General features: G+C 70.9%; 18 protein-coding genes. 9 read left to right on the forward strand and 9 right to left on the reverse strand.

All coding sequences use genetic code 11. From position 1 onward, the window contains the following. Positions 1–86 precede the first annotated feature (86 nt). The 4 genes from ACZ60X_RS37780 to ACZ60X_RS37795 form a co-directional block, all read right to left on the reverse strand. Positions 87–974 (reverse strand): carbohydrate ABC transporter permease, encoded by an 888-nt coding sequence (locus tag ACZ60X_RS37780; RefSeq protein WP_469608759.1) that lies wholly within the window; start codon positions 972–974, stop codon positions 87–89. Then, entirely contained in the window at positions 971–1,951 is a 981-nt protein-coding gene (locus ACZ60X_RS37785) for a carbohydrate ABC transporter permease (RefSeq protein WP_469608763.1), read from the reverse strand. Before ACZ60X_RS37785 ends, ACZ60X_RS37780 begins: the two co-directional genes overlap by 4 nt. 8 nt (positions 1,952–1,959) lie before the next feature. Next, positions 1,960–3,273, reverse strand: coding sequence for an ABC transporter substrate-binding protein (locus ACZ60X_RS37790; RefSeq protein ID WP_469608766.1), 1,314 nt, complete (start codon positions 3,271–3,273; stop codon positions 1,960–1,962). 224 nt (positions 3,274–3,497) lie between these two features. Then, a complete protein-coding gene (locus ACZ60X_RS37795; protein WP_469608769.1) occupies positions 3,498–4,289 on the reverse strand; it encodes a GntR family transcriptional regulator in 792 nt (263 codons plus the stop codon). Between the two features lie 178 nt (positions 4,290–4,467). Between ACZ60X_RS37795 and ACZ60X_RS37800 the strand changes: the two genes are divergently transcribed. The 5 genes from ACZ60X_RS37800 to ACZ60X_RS37820 all read left to right on the forward strand — a co-directional run bounded on the left by ACZ60X_RS37800 (position 4,468) and on the right by ACZ60X_RS37820 (position 8,741). Further along, on the forward strand, positions 4,468–5,487 hold the full coding sequence (locus ACZ60X_RS37800; RefSeq protein ID WP_469608771.1) for a sugar ABC transporter substrate-binding protein: 1,020 nt from the start codon (positions 4,468–4,470) through the stop codon (positions 5,485–5,487). Continuing rightward, positions 5,487–6,572, forward strand: a complete 1,086-nt coding sequence (locus ACZ60X_RS37805) for an ABC transporter permease (protein WP_469608774.1) — start codon at positions 5,487–5,489, stop codon at positions 6,570–6,572. Before ACZ60X_RS37800 ends, ACZ60X_RS37805 begins: the two co-directional genes overlap by 1 nt. A 4-nt stretch (positions 6,573–6,576) precedes the next feature. After that, entirely contained in the window at positions 6,577–7,488 is a 912-nt protein-coding gene (locus ACZ60X_RS37810; protein WP_469608777.1) for an ATP-binding cassette domain-containing protein, read from the forward strand. A gap of 2 nt (positions 7,489–7,490) precedes the next feature. After that, entirely contained in the window at positions 7,491–8,399 is a 909-nt protein-coding gene (locus tag ACZ60X_RS37815; RefSeq protein WP_469608780.1) for a sugar phosphate isomerase/epimerase family protein, read from the forward strand. Between the two features lie 120 nt (positions 8,400–8,519). Further along, a complete protein-coding gene (locus ACZ60X_RS37820) occupies positions 8,520–8,741 on the forward strand; it encodes a hypothetical protein (protein ID WP_469608783.1) in 222 nt (73 codons plus the stop codon). A 49-nt stretch (positions 8,742–8,790) separates the two neighbouring features. Here the strand turns inward: ACZ60X_RS37820 and ACZ60X_RS37825 are convergent, their stop codons facing one another. The 3 genes from ACZ60X_RS37825 to ACZ60X_RS37835 all read right to left on the reverse strand — a co-directional run bounded on the left by ACZ60X_RS37825 (position 8,791) and on the right by ACZ60X_RS37835 (position 11,870). Continuing rightward, positions 8,791–9,795, reverse strand: a complete 1,005-nt coding sequence (locus ACZ60X_RS37825; protein ID WP_469608786.1) for a Gfo/Idh/MocA family protein — start codon at positions 9,793–9,795, stop codon at positions 8,791–8,793. Positions 9,796–9,911: 116 nt separating this feature from the next. Beyond that, a complete protein-coding gene (locus ACZ60X_RS37830) occupies positions 9,912–10,688 on the reverse strand; it encodes an SDR family oxidoreductase (RefSeq protein ID WP_469608789.1) in 777 nt (258 codons plus the stop codon). 15 nt (positions 10,689–10,703) lie between these two features. After that, positions 10,704–11,870 (reverse strand): phytanoyl-CoA dioxygenase family protein, encoded by a 1,167-nt coding sequence (locus ACZ60X_RS37835; RefSeq protein WP_469608792.1) that lies wholly within the window; start codon positions 11,868–11,870, stop codon positions 10,704–10,706. Between the two features lie 126 nt (positions 11,871–11,996). Here ACZ60X_RS37835 and ACZ60X_RS37840 point away from each other — a divergent pair, with 126 nt between their 5' ends. Both ACZ60X_RS37840 and ACZ60X_RS37845 read left to right on the forward strand, forming a co-directional pair. Further along, the gene (locus ACZ60X_RS37840; RefSeq protein ID WP_469608795.1) at positions 11,997–13,040 is read left to right on the forward strand and encodes a LacI family DNA-binding transcriptional regulator; all 1,044 of its coding nucleotides are present in this window, start codon (positions 11,997–11,999) and stop codon (positions 13,038–13,040) included. Continuing rightward, positions 13,037–13,669 (forward strand): poly-gamma-glutamate hydrolase family protein, encoded by a 633-nt coding sequence (locus ACZ60X_RS37845; RefSeq protein WP_469608798.1) that lies wholly within the window; start codon positions 13,037–13,039, stop codon positions 13,667–13,669. Before ACZ60X_RS37840 ends, ACZ60X_RS37845 begins: the two co-directional genes overlap by 4 nt. A 60-nt stretch (positions 13,670–13,729) precedes the next feature. Here the strand turns inward: ACZ60X_RS37845 and ACZ60X_RS37850 are convergent, their stop codons facing one another. Next, positions 13,730–13,888 carry a hypothetical protein gene (locus ACZ60X_RS37850; RefSeq protein WP_469608800.1) on the reverse strand — a complete coding sequence of 53 codons (159 nt, stop codon included), beginning with the start codon at positions 13,886–13,888 and terminating at the stop codon, positions 13,730–13,732. Between the two features lie 62 nt (positions 13,889–13,950). On the opposite strand from ACZ60X_RS37850, the gene ACZ60X_RS37855 reads away from it, so the two are divergent. After that, positions 13,951–14,475 (forward strand): hypothetical protein, encoded by a 525-nt coding sequence (locus tag ACZ60X_RS37855; RefSeq protein WP_469608803.1) that lies wholly within the window; start codon positions 13,951–13,953, stop codon positions 14,473–14,475. Between the two features lie 33 nt (positions 14,476–14,508). On the opposite strand, the gene ACZ60X_RS37860 is transcribed toward ACZ60X_RS37855, so the two are convergent. Further along, a complete protein-coding gene (locus ACZ60X_RS37860; protein ID WP_469608805.1) occupies positions 14,509–15,087 on the reverse strand; it encodes a TetR/AcrR family transcriptional regulator in 579 nt (192 codons plus the stop codon). Between the two features lie 153 nt (positions 15,088–15,240). Between ACZ60X_RS37860 and ACZ60X_RS37865 the strand changes: the two genes are divergently transcribed. Then, positions 15,241–16,668: an MFS transporter gene (locus ACZ60X_RS37865; RefSeq protein WP_469608808.1), complete on the forward strand. Its 1,428-nt coding sequence runs from the start codon at positions 15,241–15,243 to the stop codon at positions 16,666–16,668. Positions 16,669–16,690: the final 22 nt, after the last annotated feature.

The following is a 16,690-nucleotide window of genomic DNA, read 5'->3' on the forward strand; positions in this document are numbered from 1 at the left end:
CACCCGCGCCGCCGCGGGCGCCGGCCACGGGGACAGGTACGGCGCGCTGCCCGGTTATCCTGTGAAAGTCGCAGGTCAGGAGGTTCTCAGCCCTTGTTGGAGCCCAGGGTCAGACCGTTGACGAACTGGCGCTGCAGGGCGAAGTAGACGATCAGGGTCGGGATCGCCGTCACCAGGGAGCCGGCGGCGACCAGGTTGGGGTCGGTGAAGTACTGGCCGGAGAGGTTGTTCAGCGCCGAGGTGATCGGCATGTTCTCGCCGGTCGAGATGAGGACCAGCGCCCAGAAGAAGTCGTTGTAGATCCAGATGGACAGCAGGGTGGCCAGGGCGGCCATCGCCGGCTTGCACAGCGGCAGCGTGATCTGCCAGTACAGCCGCCACACCGAGGCCCCGTCGACCAGCGCGGCCTCGGTCAGCTCGTGCGGCAGCGAGCGCATGTAGTTGCTCAGCACGAACGCGCAGAAGCCGGACTGGAACGCCACGTGGATGAGGACCAGCCCGAGCGCGGAGTCGTACAGCTTGCCGCTGGCCGTGATGCCCGGCAGGTTCGTCAGCAGGTACAGCCGGTACAGCGGGGTGATGATGACCTGCTGCGGCAGGAGGTTCCCGGCCGTGAAGACCAGCAGGAGGGCGAGGTTGAGCCGGAAGTCGAACCGGCTGACGTAGAAGGCCACGCAGGAGGACAGCAGCAGCGTCAGCAGCACGGCCGGCACCGCGATGACCAGCGTGTTGCCGAAGTAGTGCAGCATGTCGGACTGCTGGAAGGCGTTCGTGAAGTTCGCGAAGGTCAGCTTGCTGGGCCAGGAGACGTAGCCCTTCGCGCTGGTCTCGCTGTACGGCCGCAGGGCCGAGAAGACCGCCCACAGCAGCGGCGCCAGCCAGGCCAGGGCCGTACCGGCGAGGAAGACGTGCAGCAGCACACGGGCCGGGCGGATCGGGGCGCGCTGCTTCAGCGGGACAGTGGTGCTGCTCATGCGCGCCGCTCCTTGCGGAAGGTGGCGATCAGATACGGGATGATCACCGCGAGCGAGATGACCAGCAGGACGACGGCGATGGCCGACCCGTAACCGATGCGGCTGGACTCGCCGATGATGTTGTTCGTCACCAGGATCGACAGCAACTCCGTGCCCTGGGCGCCCTTGTTGAAGACGAAGACGAGGTCGAAGGCGCGCAGGGACTCGATGATGGTGACGACGAGGACGACCGTGTTGGTCGGGCGCAGGGTGGGGAAGATGACGGATCTGAACGTCTGCCACTCGTTCGCGCCGTCCAGCGCGGCGGCCTCCCTGAGCGAGGGGTCGACGCTCTTCAGTCCGGCCAGGTAAAGGATCATCATGTAGCCGGTGTGCCGCCAGGACGCGGCGATGAGGATCGCCCACAGGTTCAGGTGCGGGTTGCCGATCCAGTCGATGTAGCGGCCGGGCTTGTTGGCGCCGATGATGCTGTTGATCAGGCCGGTGTCGGGGTTGTAGACGAGTTGCCAGACGAAGCCGATGCAGGCCATCGAGATGACGACCGGCAGGAAGAACGCGGTCTGGTAGACCCGGGAGAACCGGATCCGCTTGTCCAGCTGCACGGCCAGGAACAGGCCGAACGGCGTCGGGATCAGGATCAGTACGACGAACCAGACGACGTTGTGCTGGAGGGCCGGCCAGAACTGCGGGTTGTCGTTGAAGAGTTGCTTGAAGTTGTCCAGGCCCACCCACTTGATCGAGGCGAACCCGATGCCGTCCCAGGTGGTGAAGGCGAGGAAGATCGAGGCGATGGCCGTGACCCAGACGAGGGCCACGTGCAGGATCGTCGGCACGCCCGCCATCAGGCCGAGCGTGATCCGGTCGCGGCGGGTCAGCAGGCGCCGGTGGCCCTGCGTGGCCCGCCTCTTCTCGGGCGCGGGCCCCGGCGGCGGCACGGCGGCCGCCTCCGGGGTCTTCGTCGTCGTGTCGGTCGTCATCGGGTCGCTCACTGGGACGCGAAGATCGTCTTCTTCTGGCGCTCGATGGACGACAGCAGGCTGTCGACGTCCTTGGGGTCCTGGAGGAACTTCTGCAGCCCCGGCTGCATCACCGTGGAGGTGAAGTCGGGCCGGGAGTCGCGGTCCATGAACTGGGTGAGGCTCTTGGCGCTCCCGATCATCTCGAACGCCTTCTTCTGCAGCGGCGAGTACGCGGAGGTGTCGGCCTTGCTGGAGGCGGCGACCACGCTGGAGTCGGTCTTCAGGTACGTTTCCTCGGCCGCCGGGGTCCCCAGGTACTCCAGCAGCTTCACCGCGCCGTCGTGGTTCTTCGGCGACTTGCTGACCATGAAGCCGTCGGTCGGCGCCTCGACCGTGTCCTGGCCGTACGCGGAGTTGATCTCCGGGAAGGCGAAGAAGTCGAGGTCGTCCAAGTCGGCCTTGTTGGTGAACTGCTGCGCCACGAAGGAGCCGAGGAGGTACATGCCGGCCTTCTTCGCCACCAGCGTCTGCGCCGCGTCCTCCCAGGTGCGGCCCATGAAGCCGTCCTGGTGGTAGGGCAGGATCTCGGCCCAGTGGTCGAAGACGGCCTTCACCTTGGCGTCGGTCCAGGAGGCCTTTCCGGCCATCAACTGGACGTGGAAGTCATAGCCGTTGAGCCGGAAGTTGATCTGGTCGAAGGTGCCCATCGCGGGCCAGGCGTCCTTGTCACCGAAGGCGATCGGGACCAGTCCGTCCTTCTGTATCTGCTTGCACAGCGCGACGAAGTCGTCCCAGCCGGCCGGGATCTTGTAGCCGTGCTGCTGGAAGACGCTCTTGCGGTAGAAGACCGCCCAGGGATACGTCGTCAGCGGCACGAAGTAGTACTTGCCGTCCTCGCCCTTGCTGAGTTTCTTCATCGCGTCGGGGAAATCGCCCCCGATCTTCTGCCACACGTCGTCGACGGGCGAGGCCAGTCCCTTGGCCGCGAAGAACTGCATGCGGTATCCGGCGAACCAGTTGAACACGTCGTCCGGGGTGCCCTGCAGATACGAATTGATCTGCTCCTGGAAGGTGTTGTGGTCCTTGGTGTTGACCTTGACCGTGAGACCGGACTGCTTCTCGAACTCCGCGTAGACGCTTTCGAAGGCCTTCTTCGGCACCGCGTCGGAGGCGTTGGAGCCGACCGTGACGGTCTTCGGGTCGGAGGAGGAACCGCTGCCTCCGCAGGCGGACAGCAGGGGTGTGCCCGCACCGGCGAGCAGAGCGGCACCGCCCGCCGTGCGCAGCAGCGAGCGACGGCTGGGACCCGGGACGGAAACACCGGAGGGGGAGAGGCGCATGGCGGCTCCAGAGGAATACAGGGCTCGGTCAAGGGGGTGAGTTGATCACCGAAAGCTTTTCGAAACCGCTCAGAAATCAACTCGACCGAACATCGTGGGCGTCATGACACCGCCATGTCCGCTCATGCGTCAATAGGTCGGGTCGCACTCGGGGGTGTCTTGCCCGAAACGTAATCGTCATCGTTACCTGCGGCTTTGTTGATCAATGGGCCGGATCGGCCGCCTCAGGCCCTGACCAGCAGCTGGAAGTCGAAGGCGTAGCGGGAGGCCCGGTAGAGGTGGCTGCCGTACTCCACCGCCCGGCCCGTGTCGTCGTACGCGGTGCGCCGCATGGTGAGCAGGGCCGCGCCCTCCTTCTCCTCCAGCAGGCCGGCCTCGTCGGCGGTCGCGCTGCGCGCGCCGATGGACTGCCGGGCGCTGTGCAGGGTGATCCCGGCGGACCGCAGCAGCTGGTACAGGCCCGTCGACTCCAGCCGCTGGGTGGGGAGTTCGAGCAGCGCGGGCGGCAGGTAGTTGCACAGGAACGCCACCGGACGGCCGTGGGTGTGGCGCAGCCGCTCCAGCACGGTCACCTCGGCGCCCTCCGCGACGCCGAGGGCGGCGGCCACGTCGGCGGGTGCCGGGATGCGCTCGTTGCGCAGCACCCGGGTGGTCGGGGCCTGTCCGGCCGCCTCCAGGTCGTCGTAGAGACTGCTCAGTTCCAGCGGGCGCTTGACCTGGCTGTGCACGACCTGCGTGCCCACCCCGCGGCGGCGCACCAGCAGTCCCTTGTCGACCAGGGACTGGATGGCCTGGCGGACGGTCGGGCGGGACAGTCCGAGCCGTACGGAAAGGTCGACCTCGTTGCCCAGAAGGTTGCCCGGAGCCAGCGCACCCTGTTCGATGGCGGCCTCCAGTTGCTGCGCGAACTGGTAGTACAGCGGTACCGGACTCGTGCGGTCCAGGGCAAAGGCGAGGGAGTCGAGCGCCCGGTCACCCGGTGCCGTTCGCTGCGGTGTGCGGTGTACTGGGCTCATGCCTGTCAGGTGTAGGCGCGGGAGGCCCCGGTGTCAACGGTTTGTACTTACATTCGGACCTGCTTCTGAAATGATGTCTTGACAAAGTATTGACAGCGGGCCCACCAGGGACTTGGATCGCGTCCCAACGCAACAGCGTCCCTTCCCCCCGTCGCATGCACAGTGAGGTGCTGGAAAGATGGACCGCTCTTCTCCCTCCCGCTTCCGCAGAACGGCCCCCCTCGTGGCGGTGGCCGCGGCGGCAGCCCTCACTCTCGCCGGGTGCGCCAGCGCCCACGGCGGGAAAAAGGCCGAGGAGGCGGCACAGAACGCCTCGGCGGGCAAGGCCGACACCCCCCGGATGACCGTCGCCATGGTCACGCACCAGGCGCCCGGCGACACCTTCTGGGACACCGTCCGCAAGGGCGCCGAGGCGGCCGCGGCCAAGGACAACATCAAGCTCGTCTACTCCGCCGACCCGAACGCGGGCAACCAGGCGAACCTGGTGCAGAACGCGCTCGACCAGAAGGTGGACGGCATCGCGGTCACCCTGGCCAAGCCGGACGCGATGAAGGGCGTCATCGGCAAGGCCGGGCAGGCCGGCATCCCCGTGGTGGGCCTGAACTCGGGACTGAGCGACTGGAAGCAGCTCGGCCTGCTGGAGTTCTTCGGCCAGGACGAGAGCGTGGCGGGCGAGGCGTTCGGCGACAAGCTGAACACCACCGGGGCCAAGAAGGTCGTCTGCGTGATCCAGGAGCAGGGCAACGTGGGCCTCACCCAGCGCTGCGACGGCGTCCAGAAGACGTTCAAGGGCACCACGGAGACCCTGTACGTGAACGGCACGGACATGCCCTCGGTGAAGTCCACGATCACCGCCAAGCTCAAGCAGGACAGTTCCATCGACACCGTCGTCACCCTCGGCGCCCCCTTCGCCCTCACCGCCGTGCAGTCGGTGGGCGACGCGGGCAGCAAGGCCAAGGTGGCGACCTTCGACCTGAACAAGGACCTGGTCAAGGCCGTCCAGAACGGCAGCATCGAGTTCGCGGTCGACCAGCAGCCCTACCTCCAGGGCTACCTGGCCGTCGACTCGCTGTGGCTCTACAAGTACAACGGCAACTTCAGCGGCGGCGGTCAGCAGCCGGTGCTCACCGGCCCGGCCTTCGTCGACAAGTCCAATGTCGACAGGATCGCCGGGTTCGCCGCGAAGGGGACACGGTGATGAGCATGGCCCAGCACGCCGAACCGGCCGTGGGGACGACACCCCCGGCACCCGGTTCCAAGGCGGACGAGACCGACGGCCGTACCGCCCGGCGCCCGCTTGCGCTGCGCATGCTGGCCCGGCCGGAGGTGGGTGTCTTCCTCGGTGCCGCCGCCGTCCTGGCCTTCTTCCTGGTCGTCGCGCCCTCCGTCCGCCAGGGCAGCTCGATGGCGACGATCCTCTACCAGTCCTCGACCATCGGGATCATGGCCCTGCCGGTGGCGCTGCTGATGATCGGCGGCGAGTTCGACCTGTCCTCCGGCGTCGCGGTGATCTCCTCCGCCCTGACCGCGAGCATGCTCAGCTACCAGCTGACCCTGAACGTGTGGACGGGCGTGATCGTCGCCCTGGCCGCCTCCCTCGCGATCGGCTTCTTCAACGGCTGGATGGTGGTGAGGACCGGTCTGCCGAGTTTCCTGGTGACGCTGGGCACGTTCCTGATCCTGCAGGGTGTGAACCTGGCGGTGACCAAGCTGGTGACCGGCAACGTGGCCACGGACGACATCAGTGACATGGACGGTTTCGCCCAGGCGAGGAAGGTCTTCGCGTCGTCGTTCGACGTGGGCGGGGTGCAGGTGAAGATCACGGTGGTGTGGTGGCTGGTGTTCGCGGCGCTGGCCACGTGGGTGCTGCTGCGCACCAAGTACGGCAACTGGGTGTTCGCGGTCGGGGGCAGCAAGGAGTCCGCGCGGGCGGTGGGCGTGCCGGTGACGTTCACGAAGATCTCGCTGTTCATGCTGGTGGGTTTCGGGGCGTGGTTCATCGGCATGCACAACCTGTTCTCGTTCAACACGGTGCAGTCCGGTGAGGGTGTGGGGCAGGAGCTGATCTACATCGCGGCGGCGGTGATCGGCGGCTGTCTGCTGACCGGTGGTGCGGGCTCGGCGATCGGGCCGGTGTTCGGGGCGTTCATGTTCGGCATGGTGCAGCAGGGCATCGTCTACGCCGGCTGGAACCCGGACTGGTTCAAGGCGTTCCTCGGCGTGATGCTGCTCGGCGCCGTCCTGATCAATCTGTGGGTCGGCCGTGCGGCGACCCGGAGGTGAAGCGATGACTGACAACAAGGCCGCGGGTCACGGTGCGGTGCTCGCCGACACCCCGCCGTCGGGCGAGGTGCCGCTGGTGCGGTTGCGGGGGGCGGGCAAGTCCTACGGCAACGTGCGTGCGCTGCACGGGGTGGATCTGACGGTGCACGCGGGGCGGGTCACGTGTGTGCTGGGGGACAACGGGGCGGGCAAGTCGACCCTCATCAAGATCATTTCGGGGTTGCACCGGCACACCGAGGGCGAGTTCCTGGTCGACGGGGAGCCGGTCAGGTTCGCCACGCCGCGTGAGGCGCTGGACAGGGGGATCGCGGCGGTCTACCAGGACCTGGCCACGGTGCCGCTGATGCCGGTGTGGCGCAACTTCTTCCTGGGCTCGGAGCTGACGCGGGGTCCCTGGCCGCTGAGGCGGCTGGACATCGCGGGGATGAAGCGGACCGCGGACGCGGAGCTGCGCAACATGGGCATCGTGCTGGACGACCTGGACCAGCCCATCGGTACGCTCTCGGGTGGTCAGCGGCAGTGTGTGGCCATCGCCCGGGCGGTGTATTTCGGGGCGCGAGTGCTGATCCTGGACGAGCCGACGGCCGCTTTGGGGGTGAAGCAGTCGGGTGTGGTGCTCAAGTACATCGCCGCCGCCCGTGACCGGGGCCTGGGCGTCATCTTCATCACCCACAATCCCCACCACGCGTACATGGTCGGCGACCACTTCAGTGTGCTGCGGCTGGGCACGCTGGAGCTGAGCGCGGCCCGGGAGCGCATCAGCCTGGAGGAGCTGACCAACCACATGGCCGGCGGCGCCGAACTCGCCGCGCTCAAGCACGAACTGGCCCAGGTACGCGGCGTCGACACCGAGGAACTCCCCGAGGAGAGCGACCTCGCCGCACCCACGGCGAGCACCCCGGAAGGAACCACCTGACCATGGCACACCCCACCCCGCTCGACCGCGTCCGGGTCGGCTCGGCCCCCGACTCCTGGGGCGTCTGGTTCCCGGACGACCCGCGGCAGGTCCCCTGGGACCGCTTCCTGGACGAGGTCGCCGAGGCCGGATACGACTGGATCGAACTCGGCCCCTACGGCTATCTCCCCACCGACCCCGCCCGCCTGCGCGACGAGGTCGCCCGGCGGAACCTGAAGGTCTCGGCGGGCACGGTCTTCACCGGCATGCACCGCGGCCCCTCCGTCTGGGCCGAGACCTGGGCGCACGTCAGCCAGGTCGCCGCCCTCACCCAGGCCATGGGCGCGCGGCACCTGGTGGTCATCCCCTCCTTCTGGCGGGACGACAAGACCGCCGAGATCCTGGAGCCGCCGGAGCTGACCGCCGAGCAGTGGGCCCACCTGACCAAGGGCATGGAGCGCCTCGGCCACGAGGTCAAGGAGGCGTACGGCCTGGACATCGTCGTCCACCCGCACGCCGACACCCACATCGACACGGAGGACCACGTCGAACGCTTCCTGGACTCGACCGACGGCGAACTGGTCAACCTCTGCCTGGACACCGGCCACTACGCCTACTGCGGCGGGGACAGCGTCAAGCTCATCGAGACCTACGGCGAGCGCATCGGCTATCTGCACCTCAAGCAGGTGGACCCGGAGATCCTGGCCGACGTGACGGAGAAGGGGACCCCCTTCGGGCCGGCCGTCGCGCAGGGCGTGATGTGCGAACCGCCCTCCGGCGTCCCCGAGTTGGGCCCGGTGCTGGAGGCGGCCCAGAAACTGGGCGTGGAGCTGTTCGCCATCGTCGAGCAGGACATGTACCCCTGCGAGCCGGACCGGCCCCTGCCGATCGCGGTCCGCACGCGCCGGTTCCTGCGCTCCTGCGGAGCCTGAGCGGCCACGCGCTCTCCTTCGTGCCCCCGGTGGATTCGGCCCGCTCACGGCCGGGAACCTACCGGGGCACGCGGGCGTTGTGAGGGTGACGGGGGAGGCCCGCGCAGACGGGAGGACGCGATGACACACCGTACGGAAGCACGCACGGCGCCCCAGGACGGGGGCGCGCACCGCGACCGGCAGGGGACCGACGGCGCGGCCGCCGCGCGCCGTGACCGCTTCGGCGCGCTGCCCGAGCGGATACGCCCGCAGGACATGGTGGAGACCAGGCCCGCGACCGCACCGGACCCGGCGCGGGACACGTACAACCCCGACGAGTGGCTGATCCGCTACTGCGGCTGAGACGGCGAAACGGCGCCGGGCGCAGACCCGGCGCCGTTCCCTCCTCCCCTCACGCCCGGCGGACCTCGGCGATCGTCACCGGACGGTGCTCGTGCAGGGACAGGGTGCACGCCTCGGCGATCCAGCCGGCCTCCAGGGCGTCCTCGACGGTGCACGGGGACGGCCGGGTGCCGGCCACGACCTCGGTGAACGCGCTGAGTTCGGCCCGGTAGGCGGCCGTGAAGCGGTCCATGAAGAAGTCGTGCGGCGCGCCGGCCGGGAAGCTCACGCCGGGTTCGACCGACCGTAGCGGCAGCTTGTCCTCCAGCCCGACGGCGATGGAGTCCGCGAAACCGTGCAGCTCCATGCGGACGTCGTAACCCCGCGCGTTGTGGCGGGAGTTGGAGACGACCGCGATGGTGCCGTCGTCCAGGGTGAGGATCGCCCCGGTGGTGTCGGCGTCGCCCGCCTCCTTGATGTAGTCGGCGCCCCTGTTCCCGCCGACCGCGTAGACCTCGGTGACCTCGCGGCCCGTCACCCAGCGGATGATGTCGAAGTCGTGCACGGAACAGTCGCGGAAGATGCCGCCCGACGCGGCGACGTACGCGGCCGGCGGCGGCGCCGGGTCCAGGGTCGTGGAGCGCACCGTGTGCAGCTTGCCCAGCTCGCCCGCCCGCACCGCGGCCCGGGCGGCGGCGAAGCCCGCGTCGAAACGCCGGTTGTAGCCGATCTGGATCGGTACGCCGCGGCCCTGGACTGCCCTGAGGACCTCGACCCCCTCGCCCATCGTCTTCGCGACGGGCTTCTCGCAGAAGACCGGGACGCCGGCCTCCACGCCGGCCAGGATCAGGGCGGGGTGGGCGTCCGTCGCGGCGGCCACCACGATGCCGTCCACGCCGGCGGCCAGCAGCGCCTCGGGCGAGTCCACGACCTCGGCGCCGAACCGCTCCGCGGCGGCCTTGGCGGCGTCCGCGAACGGGTCGGTGACGACGAGCGACTCGACGGCGTCGAGGCTGGAGAGGGTCTCGGCGTGGAAGGCGCCGATGCGGCCGAGGCCGAGGATTCCGATACGCATGAGGGGTGCTGCTCCCAGGGTGTTGGTGCGGAGGTTTCCCAGCGGGTCCGGCGAATTCCGGTCGCGGCGGACCCGCTGCCGATCGACGGCATGTCGCGACACTTCCGGTGACGCGCTCAGTCGAGGCCGCCGAGCACGTTCTGGTCCCAGTCGATCACCGAGCCCGTGACCACGCCGGAGCGGTCGGACAGCAGGAAGACCACGAAGTCGGCGATCTCGTCCGGCTGGCCGAGCTTGCCCATCGGCAGCCGTGTCGCGGCCTGCTCGCGCCAGTCGTCGCCGGCGCCGTGGAAGGCGCGCTGGGTGGCGTCCTCGCCCTCCGTCGCCGTCCAGCCGATGTTCAGGCCGTTGATCCGGATCCGGTCGAAGCGGTGGGCGTGCGCCGCGTTGCGGGTCAGGCCCGCCAGCCCCGCCTTCGCCGCGACGTACGGCGCGAGGAACGGCTGTCCGCCGTGCGCCGACGAGGTGATGATGTTGACGATCGTGCCCGGTGCCTCGCGGGCCACCATGTCGGCGACCGCCGCCTGCATCGCGAAGAACGGCCCCTTGAGGTTGATCGCGATGTGCTGGTCGAACAGCTCCGGGGTGGTGTCCAGCAACGTGCCCCGGGAGGTCAGCCCCGCCGAGTTCACCAGGCAGTCCACCCGGCCGTACGCGTCCACCACCTCGGCGACCGCCGCCTTGGCCTGCTCGGCGTCCGCGAGGTCGGCGCGGGCGAACATCGCCGTGCCGCCCGCCGCCGAAAGCTCCGCCACCAGCGCCTCACCCGGTTCGGTGCGCCGGCCGGTGACCGCCACGGCGGCGCCCTCCCGGACGGCGGCCCGCGCGATCGCGGCCCCCACGCCCTGGCTGCCGCCGTTGACGAGCACCGCCTTGCCGTCGAGGAGTCCCATGCCCGCTCAGTCCCTTCAGCTCTCGCGCCGCTCGGCGCACGACCGCAGCTCGCGGCGCAGCCGCCGCGGATCCCACCCCTCGCCGACCGCGCGCCGCACCAGGTCCGCCTGCGAGGGCGGGGCCAGACCGGCCACGGGCGGGTCGCTGTCGAGGTTGGTCGGGAACGGATAGCCCTCGGCGCTCGCCGCGATCACCCGCTCCAGCCACGCCTCGTCGGCCCCCTCGGCCGCGCGCCGCAGCAGCACCGGGAAGACCGCGCCCGCCACCGCCTCCCGGTCCACGGTCTCCATCGCCCGCCCGAACGCGGACGAGATCTGCAGCAGATTGGCGGTGCGCCGTACGTCCGCGGTGCGGTTGGCGCCCGCGGCGTGGAACAGCGCCGGGTTGAAGAAGACCGCGTCGCCCTTGGCGAGCGGCAGCTGGACGTGGTGCTCCTCGAAGTACGCCTGGAACCGGGGCAGCCGCCACGCCAGATAGCCCGGCTCGAACAGCTGGGAGTACGGCAGGCAGCGCGTCGGGCCGGACTCCACGGGCATGTCGCAGTGGGCGACCGCGCCCTGGAGGGTGAGCACGGGGGAGAGCCGGTGCACGTGCGCCGGGTAGGCCGCGGCGGCCGCGTTGCTCAGGAAGCCCAGATGGTAGTCGCGGTGCACGGTCTGTCCGGCGCCGCCCGGATTGACCACGTTGACCTGGGAGGTCACCTGGTAGCCGGGGCCCAGCCAGGCCGTGGAGACGAGCGCCAGGACGTCGCTCGCGTAGTAGTCGGCGAACGCCTCGGGGTCGTACAGGGCCGCCTTCTCCAGCGCGTTCCACACCCGGTCGTTGGCGCCCGGCTTCGCGAAGTGGTCGCCGGCCGTGGCCCCGGAGGCCCGCTGCTCGGCGACGAGCGCCTCGAAGACGCCGGTGAGCCGGTCGACGACCGCCGGGTCCGGGAAGGCGCCCCGCACGACGACGACGCCGGGCCCGTCGGCGAGGGCCCGCACCAACTCGGCCCGCAGCGCGCCCTGGTCACCGGCCGAGCGCAGCCGCGCCGCGTCGTACAGCAGGACGCCGTCGCGCACGGACGCGGCGTGCGGGTAGTCGGCGAGCGGGGTCGTACGGCCGGTCAGCGCACGGAAGGCGTCGAGGTCGCAGTCCTGCTCGGACAGCCAGGTACGGCCCGGCGCGGCGGCTACGGACATCGGTGTCCTCATTTCGTGGATCAGGGCGTTCGGCCGCACGGGCAGCTCGGCCCTGTCATTCTTGTCATGACAAACCCTTCGAACAACCAGCAGCCAGCCATCAAAAACCCCTCAAGGAGCCGGCGCATGGGCCATCCGTTCCCGATCCGGGAAATCGCACGTCAGGCGGGCCTGAGCGAGGCCACCGTGGACCGCGTGCTGAACGCCCGGGGAGGGGTGCGGGAGAGCACCGCGCAGGAGGTGCACCGGGCCATCGCCGACCTGGACCGGCAGCGCACCCAGGTCCGGCTGGTCGGCCGCAGGTTCATGCTCGACATCGTCGTGCAGGCGCCCGAGCGGTTCTCGACCGCCGTCCGCGCCGCCCTGGAGGCCGAACTGCCCTCGCTGCATCCGGCGGTCGTCCGCTCCCGCTTCCACTTCCGCGAGACCGGCCCGGCCGCCGGGCAGGTCGCGACGCTGGACCGGATCGCCCGGCGCGGCTCCCAGGGCGTGATCCTCAAGGCGCCGGACGTCCCGGAGGTCGGCGCCGCCGTGGGCCGGCTCACCGCGGCCGGCATCCCCGTCGTCACCCTGGTCACCGACCTGCCCGCGAGCGGCCGTATCGGCTACGTCGGCAGCGACAACCGGGGCGCCGGCGCCACCGCCGCCTATCTGATGGGCCAGTGGCTCGGCGACCGCCCCGGCCATGTCCTCACGAGCCTGAGCAGCGGCTCCTTCCGCAACGAGGAGGAGCGCGACATGGGCTTCCGCAGTGTGATGCGGGCCCGGCACCCCGAGCGTACGCTCGTGGAGATCGCCGAGGGGCAGGGCCTGGACGCCACCCAGTACGACCTCGTCCGCGCCGCGCTGGAGCGCGACCCCGAGATCCGCGCCGTGTACTCCATCGGCGGCGGCAACCGGGCCACCCTGCGCGCCTTCGCCGATCTCGGCCGGGAATGCGCGGTGTTCGTCGCCCACGACCTCGACCACGAGAACACGCGTCTGCTGCGCGAGCACCGGCTGTCCGCGGTGCTCCACCACGACCTGCGCCAGGACATGCGCGAGGCCTGCCACCTGGTCATGCGGGCCCACGGCGCCCTGCCCCCGGCCGCACCGGCGCAGCCCTGCGCGATCCAGGTCGTCACGCCGTACAACATGCCGGTGCGGCCGGTGAGCGAGGGGGAGCGGTGACGCGGCGCGAACGCGTGGAGCACGTGGTGGTCGAGGGCGTCGCGCTGGTCGCCACCCTCGTACCCGGCGACGGCGACGGGATCGGCGTGCTCGCGCTGCACGGCAGCAACGAGGGCGGCACCGCCGAACTCGCCGCCATCCTGGCCCGGCGCTGCGGCGCCACCAGCCTCGTCTTCACCCAGCCCGGCACCCGGCGGCCCGTGCACATCCCGTCCCCGCGCATGGCCTGCGGTCACTGCGCGCTGCTGGGCGAGTTCCTGGCGCGCGTCCGCCTCACGGTCTCCCTGCACGGTCACATGCGGCCCGAGGCACCGCACACCGTCTTCCTCGGCGGCCGCAACCGCGCGGCGGCCCGCGCCCTCGCCGAGGCCCTCGCGTCCCGGGCGCCGCGGTTCCCGGCGGTCGCCGACCTGTCGGTCATCCCGGCGGGCCTGCGCGGCGTACACCCGGCGAACCCGGTCAACCTGACCCCGCTCGCCGGCGTCCAGGTGGAACTGCCGCTCCTGGCCCGCACCGACGAGGGCACGGACGTCCCGCCGGACGACGTGGTGGAGGCGCTGGCGGCGGGAGTGGCGACGCTGCGCGGGCCGGCGCCCCACGGCCCACACGCGCCCCGCTTCACAGACTGACCGCGTACGCCCTGCGCGGCGTCTCCCGCACCGCCCACCGCGTACGGACCCCCGCCCGCATTACCCCCCATCTCGCGTCCCCACCTCCGGCACCGGCTCGCCCTCGACCTCGATCGTCGCCGAGCCGCCGATCAACGCCTCGTCCGCCTCGGTGTCCGTGACCACCCCCGGGGTGATCTGCCGGATCCCGCGGACCCGGTCGGCGTCCGGGCCGGTCACGGGACACTTCGCCGGGGTGCGTCCGCTGGCGGTGGCGGCGGGGGCGTACGACCGTGGGGAGCATGGCTGACTCCACGGCGGCCACCGGTCGGCCCGGCGCGCCGCGGCAGCGGCACGGCACGCGCGAGGCCGTCCTCTTCGGCGGGGTCTACGGCGCCGTCCTCGCCAGCTCGATGGTCGCCGCCCTCACCCAGTACGGCCGTGTCACCCCGGCGGGCCGCCGCTACGACGCCGTGTGGCTGCTGGTGACCGCACTCGCCTCCGCCCTGGCGCACGGCTACGCCCACTACATCGCCGAACGCGCCCCGCACCGCGGCTGGGACGTGCTGCGCGCCCTGCGCGACGAGTGGCCGCTGGTCGTGGCCGTCCTGCCCACCGTCCTCGTCCTCGCGGGCGCGGGCTGGGGCTGGTGGCCCGCGAAGGGGCTGGAGTACCCGGCCTTCGGCCTGAACATCGCCATCCTCTTCGGCCTCGGGCTGTTCACCGCTCGCCGGTCGGCCCGCGGCTGGCCCGTCGCGGTCCTCATGGGGCTCGGAGACGCGCTGCTCGGGCTGATCGTGGTGGTGGCTAACGCGCTCATCAAGTGACGCGCCGGGCGCTGCGGGGCGCCCGGCCGGGGTTCAGCGGCCGGTGCGCACGCCGTCCAGGGCGATCGCGAGCACCCGGTCGCGCTGGGCGTCGTCGTCGAACACGGTCGCCGTGATCCCGGAGACCATCCGCAGCAGGTCGGTGAAGTCCATGTCGGCGCGGGCGACGCCCGCCCGCTGCGCGCGTTCCAGCAGCGGACCCCCGGCGGCGTACATCGAGTCGCGGCAGGACCGGAAGATCCCGGACTCGTCGTTGAGTGCCTCGCGCACCGCGCGCTTGGTGACCATGTACCCGGCGAACCGGTCCAGCCAGGCCGTCAGCGCCTCCCACGGCTCCCGGTCCGCGACCTCCACGGCGGCCCGGCACAGGGTGTTGACCTCGTCGGCGTAGACGCTCTCGAACAGATCGCGGCGGGTGGGGAAGTTGCGGTACAGGGTGCCGATGCCGACGCCCGCGCGGCGGGCGATGTCCTCCAGGGAGGCGTCCGAGCCGTGCTCGGCGAACGCCTCGCGGGCGGCCGCGAGCAGCGCGTCGTAGTTGCGGGCGGCGTCCTTGCGGTGCGGCCTGCGGGCCGCCACGATCTCGCCGACGGGGAACGGGGTGGCCGTCACTGGTGCCTCCTGGGGGCGTGGACATCTGGAGGGTCGCCTCCGCATCTTGAAACCGGAGGTCCACCTCCGCTAGAGTGGAGGGGCACCTCCACTTTAGCAATCCCACGTGCACTCCACCTTTCCCTGCCCCGGATATCCGGAAGAGGCCCCTCCATGCCCCGCACGTCCACCCGCCTCACCTTCGCGGTCCTCGCGACCGGTGCCGGCGTGTTCTCGATGCTCCAGTCGCTGATCGCGCCGGCCCTGCCGACCGTCCAGCACGCCCTGCACACCTCCCAGTCGACCGCGACCTGGGTGATGACGGCGTATCTGCTGTCCGCCTCTGTCTTCACCCCGATCCTCGGCCGCGTCGGCGACCTCGTGGGCAAGAAGCGCACGCTCGTCGCCGTCCTGCTCGCCGTCCTCGCCGGCTGCCTCCTCGCCGCGCTCGCGCCGGGCATCGGTGCCCTCATCGTCGCCCGGGTCGTCCAGGGGGTCGGCGGCGCCCTCTTCCCGCTGTCCTTCGGCATCATCCGGGACGAGTTCGCCGCGGCCGAGGTCAGCGGCAGCATCAGCAACCTCTCCGCGGTGATCGCCGCCGGCGGCGGGGTCGGCATGGTGGCCGCCGGACCCATCGTCTCCGCGCTCGACTACCGCTGGCTCTTCTGGATCCCGGTCGCGATCGTCGCGGCCACCGTCCTGATCGCCGTCGCCTACGTCCCCGAGTCGCCCAAGCGCGCCCAGGGCAAGGTCAGCTGGGCCGGAGCCGCGCTGCTGTCCGCCTGGCTGGTGGCCCTGCTGCTGCCGCTGAGCCAGGCCGGCCGGTGGGGCTGGGGCTCGGCGAAGGTGCTCGGCCTGTTCGCCGCCGCCGTCGTGCTGTTCGCCGCGTGGCTGACCGCCGAGGCCCGCTCCCGCAGCCCGCTGATCGACGTGCGGGTGATGCGGCAGCCCGCGGTGTGGACGACGAACGCCGCCGCCCTCTTCTTCGGCGCCGGCATGTACGCGATCTGGTCCTTCCTGCCCGGCTTCGTCCAGACGCCGTCCGCCGCCGGGTACGGCTTCGGTGCGAGCGTCACCGCATCCGGCCTGCTCATGCTGCCGATGCTGCTCGCGATGTTCGTGTCCGGCGTCCTCTCGGGCCGCCTGGAACCCCGCGTAGGCGCCAAGGCGCTGCTCACCACCGGTGCGGCGCTCGGCGCGCTGGCCTGCGGCTTCCTCACCCTCTGGCATGACGCGCCGTGGCAGACGGCCGTGGTCGCCGGCCTCTTCGGCCTGGGCATCGGCCTCGCCTTCGCCGCCATGGCCAACCTGATCGTCGGCAGCGTCCCGCCCGAGCAGACCGGCGCCGCGACCGGAATGAACGCCAACATCCGCACCATCGGCGGCTCCATCGGCGCCGCGCTCACCAGCGTCCTGGTGACCGGCCGCCTCCAGCCCTCCGGCCTGCCCTACGCCTCCGGCTACACCCACGGCTGGGCCCTGCTCGCCCTGCTCTGCCTGGCCGCCACCGGCGCCGCCCTCCTGGTCCCGGCCCGCCGCCCCGGCGCCGCGACGACCCCCGCCGCGACCGGGGTGCCCCGGACACCTGCCCGGGTGCGGTAGGGTTGACCTGCGTGATCACGCG

The organism is Streptomyces sp. NPDC104106 (genome assembly GCF_055584345.1).

What these genes read in the sequence shown, in the direction of transcription:
- ACZ60X_RS37780 (WP_469608759.1), bottom strand. Translation starts at nt 974, where the DNA reads ATGAGCAGCACCACTGTCCCGCTGAAGCAGCGCGCCCCGATCCGCCCG.
- ACZ60X_RS37785 (WP_469608763.1), bottom strand. Translation starts at nt 1,951, where the DNA reads ATGACGACCGACACGACGACGAAGACCCCGGAGGCGGCCGCCGTGCCG.
- ACZ60X_RS37790 (WP_469608766.1), bottom strand. Translation starts at nt 3,273, where the DNA reads ATGCGCCTCTCCCCCTCCGGTGTTTCCGTCCCGGGTCCCAGCCGTCGC.
- ACZ60X_RS37795 (WP_469608769.1), bottom strand. Translation starts at nt 4,289, where the DNA reads ATGAGCCCAGTACACCGCACACCGCAGCGAACGGCACCGGGTGACCGG.
- ACZ60X_RS37800 (WP_469608771.1), top strand. Translation starts at nt 4,468, where the DNA reads ATGGACCGCTCTTCTCCCTCCCGCTTCCGCAGAACGGCCCCCCTCGTG.
- ACZ60X_RS37805 (WP_469608774.1), top strand. Translation starts at nt 5,487, where the DNA reads ATGAGCATGGCCCAGCACGCCGAACCGGCCGTGGGGACGACACCCCCG.
- ACZ60X_RS37810 (WP_469608777.1), top strand. Translation starts at nt 6,577, where the DNA reads ATGACTGACAACAAGGCCGCGGGTCACGGTGCGGTGCTCGCCGACACC.
- ACZ60X_RS37815 (WP_469608780.1), top strand. Translation starts at nt 7,491, where the DNA reads ATGGCACACCCCACCCCGCTCGACCGCGTCCGGGTCGGCTCGGCCCCC.
- ACZ60X_RS37820 (WP_469608783.1), top strand. Translation starts at nt 8,520, where the DNA reads ATGACACACCGTACGGAAGCACGCACGGCGCCCCAGGACGGGGGCGCG.
- ACZ60X_RS37825 (WP_469608786.1), bottom strand. Translation starts at nt 9,795, where the DNA reads ATGCGTATCGGAATCCTCGGCCTCGGCCGCATCGGCGCCTTCCACGCC.
- ACZ60X_RS37830 (WP_469608789.1), bottom strand. Translation starts at nt 10,688, where the DNA reads ATGGGACTCCTCGACGGCAAGGCGGTGCTCGTCAACGGCGGCAGCCAG.
- ACZ60X_RS37835 (WP_469608792.1), bottom strand. Translation starts at nt 11,870, where the DNA reads ATGTCCGTAGCCGCCGCGCCGGGCCGTACCTGGCTGTCCGAGCAGGAC.
- ACZ60X_RS37840 (WP_469608795.1), top strand. Translation starts at nt 11,997, where the DNA reads ATGGGCCATCCGTTCCCGATCCGGGAAATCGCACGTCAGGCGGGCCTG.
- ACZ60X_RS37855 (WP_469608803.1), top strand. Translation starts at nt 13,951, where the DNA reads ATGGCTGACTCCACGGCGGCCACCGGTCGGCCCGGCGCGCCGCGGCAG.
- ACZ60X_RS37865 (WP_469608808.1), top strand. Translation starts at nt 15,241, where the DNA reads ATGCCCCGCACGTCCACCCGCCTCACCTTCGCGGTCCTCGCGACCGGT.